This is a genomic window from Salmonella sp. FC25216 (genome assembly GCF_057751355.1).
The window spans coordinates 71,809-86,685 of record NZ_JBDGON010000015.1; the positions used below are offsets into that span (position 1 = coordinate 71,809).

Genomic DNA, 14,877 nt, shown 5'->3' on the forward strand with positions numbered 1-14,877 from the left:
CCCTATTCGTACCTGAAAGGTGATAACGTGGCTGTTGCGCAATGCCCCGCCTCATGCGGGGAACTTATCCAGGGATGGATTCTGGGCAGTGAGAAACTGGTCTCCTGCCCGGTTGACTGGTACAGCACCGTAGCAGTCACGGCTGCGCCGCCGTTGGTAAACGAGCGCCCATTGTCGCGGGCGATGGTGGAGCGCGTTCTGGCGCACTGGCAGTATCCTGCGCACTGGAGTCACGAGATTCGCGTCGACGTGCGTTCGTCAATTCCCATTGCCAAAGGCATGGCCAGCAGCACCGCAGATATCGCCGCTACGGCGGTGGCAACGGCGCATCATCTTGGCCATTCGCTGGATGAAGCTACCCTTGCACGGCTTTGTGTCTCAATAGAACCTACCGATAGCACCGTTTTTCATCAGTTAACGCTGTTTGATCATAATAATGCGGCCACGCAAATCGCCTGCGAGCCACCGCCGCCTCTTGATTTGCTGATGCTGGAAAGCCCGGTCACGCTGCGCACGCAAGATTATCACCGTCTCCCTCGCCAGCAGAAATTACTAGCAAGTTCAGCAACCTTGCAGCAGGCCTGGAGTCTGGTGCAGGAAGCCTGTATAACGCAAAATCCGCTCCGACTGGGTGAGGCGGCTACGCTTAGCGCTATCGCCAGCCAGACTCTGCTACCTAAGCCGGGATTTACCGCCCTGCTGTCGCTGGTCGAAGAGTGCGATTTATACGGATTGAATGTGGCGCATAGCGGTAGCGTGGTGGGTCTGATGCTGGACCGGAAACGTCATGATATTGCGCGCCTGAAAAGTAAGCTGGCAGAGAAAAAACTTACCCGACACTGGCCAAAACAACATTTACTCAAGATGGTAACTGGCGGGGTCAAACTGCAGTGAGAACCTGATATACGCTCCCACTGCCGTAGCGCATTATTCGGCTTTTACATCGGCGTGTTTCATTTCGCCCATCGCTTTCAGCTTCTTGGAAATGTCGCGACGCTCTTTGGAGATTTCGGCATTTTTAATGATGTAGTCATCAACGCGATCTTCATAGTCGCTTTTCATACTGGCGATGATGCCCTGAATCGCCTCAACGCTCATACCTGGCTTGATGTAGTCGCTCAGGTTGTCCAGCAGCAGCACACGCTTCTGGTTGTCACGGATCTTCTTCTCAATGTCCTGAATTTCACGCTGCAGTTTATTTTTGCGACGGAACAGACGAACAAACTCCAGCACGTCCTGGAAAGAAGGCTTGGTTGTTTCCATTTTTACACCCCTGATAATGTGAGATTCGGATTCGTTAAGCAACTGCTAGTGGATAAACATTACGTTTATCCCCGTCATACTTCAAGCCGCCAGAGGAAACACCGTTACGTCGCCGCCTGGGGAAACCTGAACGTTCGGGGATAAAATCGTTGCCAGTAACACTCATTTTATCCTTATATTAGTATCATACTCTTAATCTTTGCTGAATCGAAGCAGCAACGAATTCATTCGCCCCATCTGCTTTTTATTTGCGCAAAGCCCGGCAGATCAAATGCGAAAGCAGTTCCAACTGTCGGGCCGTTTCCATACTTAGCCAAACATAGCCGTGGATGGGGGTTTCAGCCACCGCGTCGCCCTGCTGCTCGTTCATTAGCTGCCGCAACTCGGCAGCAATATCATTCAGTTTACCAGTGTTTGCCAGTACCGGTTGCGGGTTGCCTTCATACAACGCGTGGGCGATCGTTAACAAGGTTTGCTGCGTCATCTGCTGGGTTTCACGCAATGTGTGCGCGTTAAGCATCACAAAATGACTGGCGCGCGTCGCCCAGTGGGCATTGATTTGTAATTCCAGCATACAAACCAGATTACGGTTGATGGTCTGAATAGCCTCGAAAATAGATTTTTGTATCCGGGTTTCTTTACTGGCGGGCGTTATCAGCCCACGCATTTTGACGACATCGTTCAGCAACTGTTGCAAATGTTTATCCAACCGGGGGCGCTCCAGCAAATTCGGCGACAGCGCCGCCTGATACACCCGATTATACGCCGTGACGCAATGCGCCAGTTGGATGCGCCAGTGCAAAAAGGCGCGCTGGGGCCAGATGCCGGTAAACAACATCGCCAGTAGCGACCCCAAAATCACATCCCCGCCACGCCATAATGCCGTATCCATATCGCCAGCGGGAGCGCCGACAACAACCGCAAGCGTTATACCTATCAATAGCGCCTGATACGGTTTTTTCCCTAAGGCCAGCCACCCGCATAAAAACATCGCTACCGCACACCACACCAGCATCAGCGGCAAGGAAAAGAGTTCCAGGCGTAGCGCCACCAGCCCCAACGCAGCGCCCAGAATCGTACCGCCTATGCGCTCAAAAGCGCGAGGCACTACATTTCCCCAGAACGAGATGGGCCCCATAATCACCACTAAAGTAATAAGCGGCCATGTGCCTTCGGGAATAGAAAACAGACGAACCAACAGAAAGGTAAGAATGAACGCCAGAGCAATACGTATACCATGCACGATGCGATAATGACGGTACAACCGTATTTCAAAGGGGCTTAATGATTTATCGGCACGCACTCTTACACTCCTTACGGGAATGGCAAAAAATGCATTGTATCTGCTTTATAGCAAAAATAGCGCACAGGCGGACGGAACAAATTATCCGTCCGCTATTTTCAGGTTGAAAACAAATCGATCACTTCCGCCGTACCGGAATATACATTTCAATATCCCAGTACCCGTCTTCGGCGCCGTTATTCAGATAGGTTTCAAAACAGGGCGCAGCGGCTATCTGATAAGCGTTGTCCTGTAGCAACGCGTCAAAAAACTGATACCACGGCGTCGCAAAGTCGTCATTTTCGACACGTGCGACAGCCGTTGCGTATTCGCCGCCTTCGATTTCAGTCACGATCGCGCCTTCGCTATTGTCCGGCAGGACAAAATTTTCCGCTACGGAAACAACGGTATCGCAGCGGAGTTTTTCCGCAGGCACTTCATCCGGATTATCGTAGTAAACGGCTATCCATTCGATCGGGACGATTTGATTTCCGTCTACCCACATCATCAGTTGTTCAAAACCCTGCTTTATGGTTTGTTCCCATGGGCCGACCATATGGAAACCGGCTATCTTACGTTTTTGTTCCTGCCTGATTTCGTAATCCATGCTGCCTCCACCATTACACTGTATTTATATACAGTGTAATTTTTAACTTTCAACGCCACAAGGATAACGTGATTATTATGTGAGCAGACTCGCACTCCTCCCTTTGCAAGCAGGAGTTTGAGGCGCATGGCGTGTGACAACGGCTTACGCTTTATGCTGAAAATAGTCGCTCAGACGAGAGAACATACCGCCTTTGCCCACCGATTCCAGAGTGACCAGCGGCCACTGGGCGACCAGTTTATCTCGATCGTAGAGCTCTATTTCACCTACCTGTTGATGAGCGGCGATTGGCGCCTCCAGCTCTTTTCTATCCAGCACATATTTTGCTTTGATATGCGGAATTTCCGCTTTAGGCAGTGCCATCCAGAAGTCCTGTTCCGTACCCAGCACAATCTTTTCTTTGTCTCCGTACCAGATCCGCTCGCTGCCCACTTTTTTGCCGCTGTGCAAAATCTGCACCGTTGCAAAGTTTTGCTGGCCCCACTGCAACAGTTTTCGCGCCTGTTCCTCACGGCCTTTCGAACTTTTCGCCCCCATCACGACGGCGATGAGTCGACGCTGTCCGTCCACCGCCGATGCGATAAGATTAAATCCCGCCCCCGATGTGTGTCCGGTTTTAAGCCCATCGATATGCATTGTCTTATCCCACAACAAGCCGTTGCGGTTCTGCTGCGTGATGCCGTTCCAGGTCAGGCTCTTCTCGCTGTACATGTGATAAAATTCAGGTTCGCCGTGAATAATCGCCCGGGAGAGTACGGCCAGGTCATACGCGGAACTATGTTGCCCCGGCGCATCCAGTCCGTGGACGGTTTCAAAATGGGTATCCTGTAAGTTAAGTTTTTTCACATAGCTGTTCATCATCGCCACAAACTGTGGCTGCCCGCCCGCGATATAATCCGCCAGCGCCACACAGGCATCGTTACCGGAATCCACAATTAAGCCACGGCTTAAATCACGTACCGACACGCGATCCCCTTCTTTTAAAAACATCAACGAGGAGCCGACAAAAACCGGATTATCCTTCGCCCAGGCGTCGCGCCCAACGGTGACGATATCGTCAGGACTGATACGATGACTATCGATGGCGCGATCGACGACGTAGCCCGTCATTAGCTTGGTGAGGCTGGCGGGATTGCGTTGCTGGTGTTCATTACCGGCGGTAAGAACCTGTCCCGTAGTGTAGTCCATCAACACCCAGGCGCCTGCATCAATGGCTGGCGGTTGGGGAGCAAAACTTACGGTATCAGCCGCAAGCGCAGGAGAAAGGTGCATCGCAAATAAAGAAGCGGCAATAAACAAACGGCGTTTCAACAGCATGTCCTCAGGATTGTCTCTATTTGCCGTTCTTTTTACGGAAGTTCGGTTAAACAAACATGGATAAATTGCAAGAAAATGTGACACAAGGCACATTTTCTTGCTTAATTTATTTTATGAATACGGTCAGACGGCGGGCTTATCCCCACGCGGCGCGGTACGATGACGGTGATAGCCGTCAACCATACTACGGAAGATTTGTCCCGGCGTGTCGCCTAGTGTACACAGATAGAGATGTGCGCAAATAAATAGTAAGCCGATGATAGCAAGCGCCATATGCAGCACCAGCATCACTGGGCCCAGACCCGCAACCTGCGGATAGAGACACAATAGACCTGTGATGATTAATAGCGGCACCAGCGCGTACATAATCGCCAGATATGCCAGTTGTTGCAGTGGATTAAACTTATTCTGCTCTGTTGCGGCAAACGGATGCGCCTCCCCTTTCATGATGCCAAAAAGGTAAAAACGCGTCTGACGTATGCAGCGCGTCACCAGTCCGGAAAAATTTACCCGATAGTGACGCCCGTTACCTGTGGTGAGGTTGATCAGCACAAAGCCAACCCAGAAGGCCAGTAAGGCAAAACCACACCAGGTATGCACCTGTACCATTAGCGCTACAGGGCCGAGAGAAAAATGACCAAATAAACCGCTTAACAGTAACAAAACGAACAGTAACGCATTTCCCCAATGCCAACGGCGAATCGCCAGCGAGTAGAGATAGTCACGATGCTCTTCGCCGCCCGCCGTTTTTGGCGCCAGCATCCGGCGCAATAACGCATGGATAATCAGCCCGACAAGCATGAGCAGCACCACGACGCCTGCGTAAATTAACCACAGCGGCCAATAATCCGGTGCATAGTGTAGTTCCGCTCCCCAGATAGTATTCATGCTTTACCCTCCTGATGGACTTCTTTACGACGGTACAGACTGACTGCGCCGCTACGCGCCTCCTGCTGGCGGTAGACCTCTTTCTGACCGACCCAGCGCTGGATCTCGCTCTCATCCAGTCTGCCGAATTTCAGCGCGTCCGTTGGGCAAACGGATACGCACGCCGGAGACTGGCCAGCCGCCAGCCGCGTATCGGCACAGAAGTTACACTTGTCGGCGACGCCGGTTTGCGGATTCAGATAGCGCACATGGAAAGGACACGCGGCAACACAATAATCGCAGCCAATACAGCGCGATTTATCAACCTGCACGATCCCGTTTTCATCACGATATGACGCTCCGGTAGGACAAACGCTGACACACGGCGCATTGTCACAGTGCTGGCAGGAGACACGGACAAATTGAAAATGGGTTAGTGCGTCGGATGCCTGTTCAGGGGCGCGAATTTGTACCTGTACGCGGCTAAATCCCTCAGGTACGTCATTAAGCACTTTGCAGGCAACGGTACACGCCTGGCAGCCGATACAACGTTTTTCATCATGCAGCATGACGTACTGATTCGTTAAATGATTCATGGTTCCCTCCTCCCTCATGCCCGGCTCAGCGTCACGCCTGCGGTATGCACTACCGTACCGGATACCGGGCTCGTCACGTGCGGCAGTAAATTGCCGCAGTGGATGCCGTGTGTCGTCGCCGCTGTTTTGGCCCCGGCTTTCGCGCCAAATCCCATATAGACGAATAGCGTGTCCGGACGGATGCCGGGCGTCACCAGCGCCTTACCTTTCTCTTTACCCGTGGCATTTTCCAGCCAGATCTCATCGCCGGTCTTAATGCCTTTTTCTTGCGCCGTTTGCGGATGGACCCAGACCGCGTTATCCCACATTAGCTCGCTGAGTAAAGGTACGTACTGCGTCGCGCCATTGGTATGCACGGCCACCTTGCCCTGAATGAAGTAAAGCTCATTCTCTTTTTTAAGCGCAAAGTCACGAACGCGCGGAACGCCGTAGCCTGGGAGCAATTCCTCCAGGGTTGCGGAATAAAGTTCAATTTTGCCGGAGGGCGATTTGAAGCGAAGCTGTTCGCCATAGGTGTTGTCACTGTCCGTCGCGATAGCGCCGGGGTAACGCGCCGTAAACTGGCGAACGGATTCAGGTTCGCGTAATAGCAGCGGAACGCCCCATTCGAGATACCCTGTCTGTCGCAGTTCCTTCGCTAAGGCATGGTCGCCGTTCAACTGATAGAGTTGGCGCGTCTGCATATCCTGCCAGGGATAGTACTGCCCTAATCCTAACTGCTCGCCAAGTTCTTTCCAGATTTGCCAACTCGGACGCGCCTCGCCAATCGGATCTACGACCTGTTGGCGCAGAGCGTAAGCCGGGTGCAGCCCCGACATATCCGATATCTCTTCGTCCCGTTCGAGATAAGTGCATTCCGGCAGCAGATAGTCAGCATACGCCGCACTCTCGCTCAAATAGACATCGCAACTGACCACCAGATCCAATTGCTCAACCGTTTTTACCAGGTCCGGACGGCAGGTGACGGTCTGGAAGGGATTATGCCGCGACATAATCCACGCTTTTATCGGATAAGGCTTCCGGGTTAGCGCCGCATCAATAATGCTTTGCACCACGCCGCCACCGGCCACGATATATTTAAACTGTGGTGCGACCAGATCGATTCGTTGCGCCGTCGGTTTCGGCATATTGTTAACGTCGGGTTTCGCCAGCGTCGGCGCGACCTTTTCCCCCGCCAGTTTGTTGTAAACCGACGCGCCTTTTTTCTGATATAGCCCGCCTTCGCGCTCAATATTACCGAGCAGTACATTAAGCGTAAAAATCATACGCCGCATATCGATCTCTTCCTGCGAGAACGTCGCGCGATGGCCAGGGCTGACAATAGCATGAGGCGCGCAGGCGGCCAGTTCACGCGTCACCCGGACAATGACGTCGGCAGGGACATCGGCCTGTGCGGCAGCCCATTCCGGCGTCGCCTCTTTTACCGCCTGTGCTAACTGTTCAAATCCGCTGGTATAACGCTCAACAAAAGACGTATCGTAGAGCTGTTCGTCAATCATGACGTGGCACATCGCCAGCAGAACCGCTAAATCACCGCCGGGACGAATAGCGTGCCACTCATCCGCCTTGCTGGAAAATATCGACAGGCGCGGATCGAAGCTAACCATTTTGGCCCCCTTCTCCTGCGCGGTCATTAATTCATGGGTATCCGCAACTTCAATGCCTTCATACAAATTGTGACCAAACGAAACCAGATAGCGCGTGTTAGCGATATCCATCGCCAGATCGCCGCCCATCATCACTTTTGCTGCGATGGCTTTCCCGGCAGGGCATGTTGAGGCATGAGTAAAGGTATTAGGCGAACCAAAGGCAGTAGCCAGATGGAAAAGATGGCTGGAGAGCGAGCCCGATTTGGAAGAGAAAACCACGCTCTCGGGGCCATGCTGCGCTTTGATGGCATTCATTTTCGTCGCGATTTCCTGGTAAGCCTGTTGCCAGCTAATCACCTGCCATTCACCGCCGCCGCGCGGTCCGGTGCGTTTCATGGGTTTCACAATCCGTTGCGGGTCATTGACCAGGCTGACGCCGCTTCCGCCCCTGGCGCATACGCGCGTCCCCTGCTGCGGCGCAGAAGGATTGCCCTGAATAAAAACGGTCTTGTTATTGACTACCTGCGCCTGAATAGGGCAACGAAAAGAACACATTTCGCACAAACTTGGCGTTAGCGTGGTTTTACCGTTAATACCGGCAATCGGATTGCGCGCCAGCGCCCCGGGCGGAAAAGCGCCCAGCGCGCAGGCAGAGCAGCCGATGCCTACCCCCTGCAAAAAAGAACGACGACTAATGCTCATATAACCTCCTGTTATTAGATATAACTGAAGATTATATTTAATTTGTATTATGAAATTTCGGCTTTACTCACAATTTGAAACAGTTGTTAAAATGAACATATGAATACATAAAACCTTTTGTTTTATAAAGATTTTATATTTTCTGAACACGCACATTGAATGTAATTAAATAATCACAAGAATTATCAAACAACCTACTGTTAATTATAAGAATGATACAACTCCAATAACACGTAATAACATTTTAAAAAAGACGATTAATTCCAGTAATTCTCCCGTGGCGTTTTTACTGACGACATTCTTCATACACTCCCGCAATCTTCACATGCCGTGCTGATTAGCATGGCGATTTTTGGTACTCTTACTACAGCGCTAAAATTGATACCGGATATCATCACCCCATGACTGACGATAAGCAGCAACCTACCTTTTTATTTCACGATTACGAAACCTTCGGTACGCATCCGGCCCTCGACAGACCTGCGCAATTCGCTGCGCTCCGTACGGATAATGACTTCAACGTTATTGGCGAGCCGGAGGTGTTTTACTGCAAACCCGCCGATGATTATCTGCCGCAGCCCGGCGCGGTGCTGATTACCGGCATCACACCGCAGGAAGCGCGTGAGAAAGGAGAGAACGAAGCCGCTTTCGCCAGACGCATTCATGCGCTGTTTACCGTTCCTAAAACCTGCGTTGTAGGCTACAACAATGTGCGTTTTGACGATGAAGTCACACGCAATATTTTTTATCGCAACTTTTACGATCCCTACGCCTGGAGCTGGCAGCATGATAATTCACGTTGGGATCTATTGGATGTCATGCGCGCCTGTTATGCGCTGCGCCCGGAGGGAATTAACTGGCCGGAAAACGACGACGGCCTGCCCAGCTTTCGTCTGGAACATTTAACCCAGGCGAACGGTATCGAACACAGCAACGCTCACGATGCGATGGCGGATGTCTACGCCACTATTGCGATGGCGCAACGGGTGAAAACACGCCAGCCGCGGCTGTTTGATTATCTTTATAGCCACCGCAGTAAACATAAACTGGCGGCGCTGATTGACGTTCCGCAAATGAAGCCGCTGGTGCATGTCTCCGGCATGTTTGGCGCGTGGCGCGGTAATACAAGCTGGGTCGCGCCGCTGGCGTGGCATCCTGAAAACCGTAACGCGGTGATCATGGTCGATTTAGCAGGCGATATTTCCCCTCTTCTTGAGCTGGACAGCGATACCCTTCGCGAGCGGCTTTATACGGCCAAAGCCGATCTTGGCGATCACGCCGCAGTGCCGGTAAAGCTGGTGCATATCAATAAATGTCCGGTACTGGCACCGGCGAATACCTTGCGCCCGGAGGATGCCGACCGGCTGGGAATTCATCGCCAGCACTGCCTGGATAACCTGAAAGTGCTGCGTGAAAACCCGCAGGTCCGCGACAAAGTGGTGGCTATTTTCGCCGAAGCCGAACCTTTTGCCGCCTCGGATAATGTTGATGCCCAGCTCTATGATGGTTTTTTCAGCGATGCCGATCGCGCAGCCATGAAAATCGTACTCGAAACCGAACCACGTAACCTGCCCGCGCTGGATATTACCTTTGTCGATAAGCGCATTGAGAAGCTACTGTTTAATTACCGCGCGCGCAATTTTCCCGGTACGCTGGATGACGCAGAGCAGCAGCGCTGGCTGGCGCATCGCCGTCAGGTGCTGACGCCGGAGTTTTTACAACAGTATGCCAACGAATTGCAGATGCTTTCTCAGCAGTATGCGGAAGATAAAACGAAGCTGGGGTTACTGAAATCACTGTGGCAGTATGCAACTGAGATTGTGTAATTGACCAATGCCTGATGGCGCTGCGCTTATCAGGCCTACAGGGCCAGCGTTTACGCCACCATCCGGCAAACGTGCTGGATGACAGAGAAAAAACCGGAGGCAGTGCCTCCGGTTTTGCTATTGTCGATAATACGCGCGATTACGCGACGTCTTCGTACTGTGGAACCGGGTTGCGGAAGCTTTTGGTTACGCACGCCAGATAAATCAGCCCGATACCCGCCCAGATCAGGCCCAGTACCATTGAGCTCTCTTCCAGGTTAACCCACAACGCGCCAACCGTCAGCGCGCCGCACATCGGCAGGAACAGATACTGGAAGTGATCTTTCAATGTTTTATTACGCTTCTCACGGATCCAGAACTGCGAAATTACGGACAGGTTAACGAAGGTAAACGCGACCAACGCGCCAAAGTTAATCAGCGCTGTCGCCATCACCAGGTCAAAATTAATCGCCAGCAGCGCGATCGCCCCGACCAGAATGATGTTCATCGCTGGCGTACGCCATTTCGGGTGAACATAACCAAAGAAGCTTTTCGGGAATACGCCGTCACGTCCCATCACGTACATCAGGCGCGCTACGCCTGCGTGCGCCGCCATACCGGAAGCCAGTACGGTGATAGTAGAGAAGATCAGCGCCCCCACCTGGAAGGTTTTACCCGCCACGTACAGCATGATTTCCGGCTGAGACGCATCCGGATCTTTAAAGCGAGAGATATCCGGGAAGTACAATTGCAGGAAATAGGTCGCAAAAATGAAGATCAGGCCGCCAATCAGTGCGGTCAGGAAAATCGCACGCGGGATCACGCGTTCAGCATCTTTGGTCTCTTCCGACAGGTTACTGATGCCGTCAAAGCCGGTAAAGGAGAAGCACAGGATCGTCGCTCCCGTAATCATCGGAATAACGTGCGCATCGCCGGACCAGAACGGACGGGTGCTCGTCAGCGTACCGGCGCCTTCGCCTTCAAATACGCCATAAACCACCATGCCCAGAATGACCGCAATCAGCACCACCTGTAGCACCACAATCACGGTGTTGAAGTTAGCGACCGATTTGAGGCTGCGCAGGTTAAAGGCCGTCATAAAGGCCACCAGCGCCACGACAAACACCCATGACGGAATGGAGGGCACCAGAGCTTCAAAATAAATTTTCGCCAACAGAATGTTGATCATCGGCGCGAACAGATAATCGAGCAGAGAAGACCACCCCACCATAAAGCCAACGGTCGGGCTGATAGATTTCTGGGCATAGGTGTACGCCGAACCCGCGGAAGGGTAGCGACGTACCAGTTTCCCGTAGCTCAACGCCGTAAACAGAATCGCGATTAACGCGAATGCATACGCCGTCGGTACGTGACCGTCAGTGAGGCCTGAAACGATACCAAATGTATCGAACAGCGTCATCGGCTGCATATAGGCAAGACCCATCATTACAACCGGAACTAACGTAAGCGTTTTACGTAATTCCACGCGAGAGGTGTTTGGAGTAACGTTATGCGACATGGTCATTCTCCTTTACGGCGAATGCCGTCGCGTAAGCAAAAAATTGCCCCATTTTCTGGATTCCTCAGCGACAACAACTGTCGATTTTTAAGTAAGTATCTATCCGGTACGAAGCCCGGCCTCTTGGTATTGAATGATGTGTTTGAAGCAAAAAAATAACCGACGCGTATTAAAACGTCGGTTAGTGTCATTTTTTGCAAGCGGCGTATTCTGCCCTAAACTGAAGTGAAATGACAAGAGAATGAGAGCGCGTTCAAAAAATTATTTTTCATAAGCGATTGATTTTTAAACTGGCGATTTTGCATACACCCCAGCAATAGCATTATTTGCTAAAATCTCATCCCGCCACCAGCCGCTGGCCAGCCCGGCGGTCTGTTCATTCCAGCCAATCCACACCGGTTCATAGACAATTTGCGCCACAACTTTCTTCTCTATAAGCGCGCCGCTTTCCAAAAATCGCTGCGCCAGATAACGCGGTAAATAGCCGCATCCCAGGCCGCTAATTTGCAGCTCCAGCTTGGTTTTAAAATCAAACACTGTAATCGCTTCCTGAGCGTCGAGCAGTTCAGACCCTATTGATCGGGATGAATGGGCGCTATCGCCAACCACAATCGCACGAAAGCGTTTGATCGTCTGGCGGCTAAGCGGTTCCTCTTCATGAACCAGAGGATGATGAGGGGCGACAGCAAACACCAGTTCAAGATCGCCCAGTCTTGCAAAGCCAAAGCCGGTGTCAGGCGGCGGCGCGCGCATGGCGCCAACGATGATATCCGCCCTTCCCTGCGTCAGCGTCTCCCATGAGCCGCCGAGAACGCCATTAACAAATTTAAGGCGCGTCACGCTGTGGCGTTGATAAAAAGCCTCGATAAGCGGGGCCAGAAGAGAAAAGGGAAAGGTATCATCCACACCGATGACCAGTTCGTTCTCCCAGCCTTCATGCAGTTTAATCGCCTGCTTTTCCAGCTCGCGAACGGTATGCAGCACTTCACGGCCTTTTTCCAGTAGCATTTTACCGGTTCGCGTAAATCGCGCGCGATATCCGCTACGGTCGAGCAGTTGGATATTAAGATCGTTTTCCAGCTTATGAACGGTATAACTGAGGGCGGACGGCGTTTTAAATAATTTTGCCGACGCCGCCGCGAAGCTGCCCTCTTTTTCTAACGCATCAAGAATAATCAGAACGTCCAGCAGTGGTTTCATACTCGTCCCCTTGCGCTATATGGCGGCCACCTGCTGGACAGCGACTCATTCCATCGGCATCACCAGCGGATCGGGATATTGATATTCAAATCCAAGCTCATTACAAATCCGGCTACCGTCGATAATCTTCCCTTTGCCGTTGTCCGGCGCGTCACGAAAATGCGGCGGTTCCATTCCCAGCAAGCGCGCCATTTGCGGATAGAACACGTTGCGGGCCGGATGCGCCGGCGCACATATATTATAGATGTGCCCCCCTTTCGGCGCCTGTAGCAAGAGGGTAATGGCGCCAACCACGTCTTCAAGATGCACCAGATTGACCCCGTGTTGACCATCCGGCGCGGTTTTTCCGGCAAAGAAACGTCCAGGATGGCGTCCCGGGCCGACCAACCCCGCCAGCCGCAGAATATCCACTGACGTGCCAGGCAGATTGTGCAGCCAGTCTTCCAGTTCCTTCAGCGTACGCCCACTGGCCGTGACCGGATTACGCGGCGTAGTCTCTTTCACTACGCCTTGCGCATCGCCGTAAACAGACGTCGAACTGGTAAAAATAATACGCGGGATACGATAAGCCAGCGCGCTGTCGACCAGCTCCTGCATCGCCTGCAGATAAAACTCATCTCCCGGACCGCTACGGCGCGCGGGCAGTGTTATCACCAGCGCATCGACGTCCAACAGAGCGTCAAGATCGTCTGCTTCACAGACCAGCTCCGGCTCCAGACGCAGCGGATAGCTTTCAATTCCACTCATACGGGCCGCCTCCACCCCGTCAAGGGTGGTTTTGCTGCCGGTAACCTGCCAGCCTCTCGCTGCCAGCGACATTGCCAGCGGCATGCCTAACCAACCTAAACCGACAATTGCGACCTTTTTCATCCATTTTCTCCTGACTTTAACGCCTTATACATAAGGCTACGCCAGCCCGCCGTGACTGACAATTCATACTATAAATGCGAAATGAAAAAAGCGCTTGCTTTAAGGCGTAAAAGTGGTTTAGGTTAAAAGGTATCAAATGAATAAGCATTCATCGGAATTTTTATGACACGCGTTCAATTTAAACACCACCATCACCACCATCATCCTGACTAGTCTTTCAGGCGATGTGTGCTGGAAGACATTCAGATCTTCCAGTGGTGCATGAACGCATGAGAAAGCCCCCGGAAGATCATCTTCCGGGGGCTTTTTTTTGGCGCGCGATACAGACCGGTTCAGACAGGATAAAGAGGAACACAGAATGTTAGACAACACCCGCTTACGCATAGCTATTCAGAAATCAGGCCGTTTAAGCGATGATTCACGGGAATTGCTGGCCCGCTGCGGCATAAAAATTAATTTACACACTCAGCGTCTGATTGCGATGGCGGAAAACATGCCGATTGATATCCTGCGCGTGCGTGATGATGACATTCCGGGTCTGGTGATGGATGGCGTGGTCGATCTCGGCATTATCGGCGAAAACGTGCTGGAAGAAGAGCTACTCAACCGCCGCGCGCAGGGCGAAGATCCGCGCTATTTTACCCTGCGCCGTCTTGACTTCGGCGGCTGCCGTTTATCGCTGGCGACGCCAGTTGACGAAGCCTGGGACGGCCCGGCGGCGCTGGACGGTAAACGTATCGCTACCTCTTATCCGCACCTCCTCAAACGTTACCTCGACCAGAAAGGCGTCTCTTTTAAATCGTGTCTGTTAAATGGCTCTGTCGAAGTCGCGCCGCGCGCGGGGCTGGCCGACGCTATCTGCGATTTGGTCTCTACCGGCGCGACGCTTGAAGCTAACGGCCTGCGTGAAGTCGAAGTTATCTACCGCTCTAAAGCCTGTCTGATTCAGCGCGACGGTGAAATGGCACAGAGCAAACAACAGCTGATCGATAAATTGCTGACCCGTATTCAGGGCGTGATTCAGGCGCGCGAATCGAAATACATCATGATGCACGCGCCAAGCGAACGCCTGGAAGAGGTTATCGCCCTGCTGCCAGGCGCCGAAAGGCCAACGATTCTGCCGCTGGCGGGCGAGCAACAGCGCGTGGCGATGCATATGGTCAGCAGCGAAACTCTGTTCTGGGAAACCATGGAGAAACTGAAAGCGCTTGGCGCCAGCTCGATTCTGGTACTGCCGATCGAGAAGATGATGGAGTGATC

At 52.4% G+C, this 14,877-nt stretch carries 15 protein-coding genes and 1 other annotated feature; of the genes, 4 read left to right on the plus strand and 11 right to left on the minus strand.

Going from position 1 to position 14,877, the window contains the following annotated elements; translation table 11 throughout:
- The first annotated feature begins 27 nt into the window (after positions 1–27).
- Positions 28–894, plus strand: a complete 867-nt coding sequence (gene pduX / locus AC3G3F_RS21915; protein WP_134949926.1) for an L-threonine kinase PduX — start codon at positions 28–30, stop codon at positions 892–894.
- A 33-nt stretch (positions 895–927) separates the two neighbouring features.
- On the opposite strand, the gene AC3G3F_RS21920 is transcribed toward pduX, so the two are convergent.
- From AC3G3F_RS21920 to phsA, 7 genes are all read right to left on the minus strand, one after another.
- Positions 928–1,263 (minus strand): DUF496 family protein, encoded by a 336-nt coding sequence (locus AC3G3F_RS21920; protein WP_000450405.1) that lies wholly within the window; start codon positions 1,261–1,263, stop codon positions 928–930.
- Between the two features lie 244 nt (positions 1,264–1,507).
- A complete protein-coding gene (locus AC3G3F_RS21925; protein WP_023245849.1) occupies positions 1,508–2,566 on the minus strand; it encodes an FUSC family protein in 1,059 nt (352 codons plus the stop codon).
- Between the two features lie 118 nt (positions 2,567–2,684).
- The gene (gene sbmC / locus AC3G3F_RS21930) at positions 2,685–3,152 is read right to left on the minus strand and encodes a DNA gyrase inhibitor SbmC (protein ID WP_044135986.1); all 468 of its coding nucleotides are present in this window, start codon (positions 3,150–3,152) and stop codon (positions 2,685–2,687) included.
- 144 nt (positions 3,153–3,296) lie between these two features.
- On the minus strand, positions 3,297–4,469 hold the full coding sequence (gene dacD, locus AC3G3F_RS21935) for a serine-type D-Ala-D-Ala carboxypeptidase DacD (protein ID WP_053510317.1): 1,173 nt from the start codon (positions 4,467–4,469) through the stop codon (positions 3,297–3,299).
- Between the two features lie 123 nt (positions 4,470–4,592).
- The gene (gene phsC, locus AC3G3F_RS21940) at positions 4,593–5,357 is read right to left on the minus strand and encodes a thiosulfate reductase cytochrome B subunit (protein ID WP_023245852.1); all 765 of its coding nucleotides are present in this window, start codon (positions 5,355–5,357) and stop codon (positions 4,593–4,595) included.
- A complete protein-coding gene (phsB, locus tag AC3G3F_RS21945) occupies positions 5,354–5,932 on the minus strand; it encodes a thiosulfate reductase electron transport protein PhsB (protein WP_053528888.1) in 579 nt (192 codons plus the stop codon). The genes phsC and phsB overlap by 4 nt, the downstream gene beginning before the upstream one ends.
- Before the next feature lie 14 nt (positions 5,933–5,946).
- On the minus strand, positions 5,947–8,223 hold the full coding sequence (gene phsA, locus AC3G3F_RS21950; RefSeq protein WP_079836491.1) for a thiosulfate reductase PhsA: 2,277 nt from the start codon (positions 8,221–8,223) through the stop codon (positions 5,947–5,949).
- Between the two features lie 401 nt (positions 8,224–8,624).
- Here phsA and sbcB point away from each other — a divergent pair, with 401 nt between their 5' ends.
- A complete protein-coding gene (gene sbcB / locus AC3G3F_RS21955) occupies positions 8,625–10,049 on the plus strand; it encodes an exodeoxyribonuclease I (RefSeq protein WP_023245855.1) in 1,425 nt (474 codons plus the stop codon).
- Between the two features lie 139 nt (positions 10,050–10,188).
- Here the strand turns inward: sbcB and plaP are convergent, their stop codons facing one another.
- From plaP to AC3G3F_RS21975, 4 genes are all read right to left on the minus strand, one after another.
- Entirely contained in the window at positions 10,189–11,547 is a 1,359-nt protein-coding gene (plaP, locus tag AC3G3F_RS21960; protein WP_023245856.1) for a putrescine/proton symporter PlaP, read from the minus strand.
- Positions 11,537–11,599 (minus strand): membrane protein YoeI, encoded by a 63-nt coding sequence (gene yoeI / locus AC3G3F_RS21965; RefSeq protein WP_096335044.1) that lies wholly within the window; start codon positions 11,597–11,599, stop codon positions 11,537–11,539. The genes plaP and yoeI overlap by 11 nt, the downstream gene beginning before the upstream one ends.
- Before the next feature lie 233 nt (positions 11,600–11,832).
- Positions 11,833–12,747, minus strand: a complete 915-nt coding sequence (locus tag AC3G3F_RS21970; RefSeq protein ID WP_023245857.1) for a LysR family transcriptional regulator — start codon at positions 12,745–12,747, stop codon at positions 11,833–11,835.
- A gap of 45 nt (positions 12,748–12,792) precedes the next feature.
- Positions 12,793–13,617 (minus strand): SDR family oxidoreductase, encoded by an 825-nt coding sequence (locus AC3G3F_RS21975; protein WP_053510325.1) that lies wholly within the window; start codon positions 13,615–13,617, stop codon positions 12,793–12,795.
- A 162-nt stretch (positions 13,618–13,779) separates the two neighbouring features.
- Here AC3G3F_RS21975 and hisL point away from each other — a divergent pair, with 162 nt between their 5' ends.
- Positions 13,780–13,830, plus strand: a complete 51-nt coding sequence (gene hisL, locus AC3G3F_RS21980; protein WP_001364200.1) for a his operon leader peptide — start codon at positions 13,780–13,782, stop codon at positions 13,828–13,830.
- Positions 13,806–13,929 (plus strand) — a sequence feature (His leader region). Its footprint overlaps the gene before it by 25 nt.
- A gap of 46 nt (positions 13,930–13,975) precedes the next feature.
- Complete coding sequence (gene hisG, locus AC3G3F_RS21985; protein ID WP_000886600.1) at positions 13,976–14,875, plus strand: ATP phosphoribosyltransferase; 900 nt, start codon at positions 13,976–13,978, stop codon at positions 14,873–14,875.
- Positions 14,876–14,877: the final 2 nt, after the last annotated feature.

Coding starts and splice junctions, on each gene's coding strand:
- sbcB (WP_023245855.1), top strand. CDS start 8,625: ATGACTGACGATAAGCAGCAACCTACCTTTTTATTTCACGATTACGAA.
- phsC (WP_023245852.1), bottom strand. CDS start 5,357: ATGAATACTATCTGGGGAGCGGAACTACACTATGCACCGGATTATTGG.
- sbmC (WP_044135986.1), bottom strand. CDS start 3,152: ATGGATTACGAAATCAGGCAGGAACAAAAACGTAAGATAGCCGGTTTC.
- AC3G3F_RS21975 (WP_053510325.1), bottom strand. CDS start 13,617: ATGAAAAAGGTCGCAATTGTCGGTTTAGGTTGGTTAGGCATGCCGCTG.
- AC3G3F_RS21920 (WP_000450405.1), bottom strand. CDS start 1,263: ATGGAAACAACCAAGCCTTCTTTCCAGGACGTGCTGGAGTTTGTTCGT.
- phsA (WP_079836491.1), bottom strand. CDS start 8,223: ATGAGCATTAGTCGTCGTTCTTTTTTGCAGGGGGTAGGCATCGGCTGC.
- hisG (WP_000886600.1), top strand. CDS start 13,976: ATGTTAGACAACACCCGCTTACGCATAGCTATTCAGAAATCAGGCCGT.
- plaP (WP_023245856.1), bottom strand. CDS start 11,547: ATGTCGCATAACGTTACTCCAAACACCTCTCGCGTGGAATTACGTAAA.
- dacD (WP_053510317.1), bottom strand. CDS start 4,469: ATGCTGTTGAAACGCCGTTTGTTTATTGCCGCTTCTTTATTTGCGATG.
- phsB (WP_053528888.1), bottom strand. CDS start 5,932: ATGAATCATTTAACGAATCAGTACGTCATGCTGCATGATGAAAAACGT.
- AC3G3F_RS21970 (WP_023245857.1), bottom strand. CDS start 12,747: ATGAAACCACTGCTGGACGTTCTGATTATTCTTGATGCGTTAGAAAAA.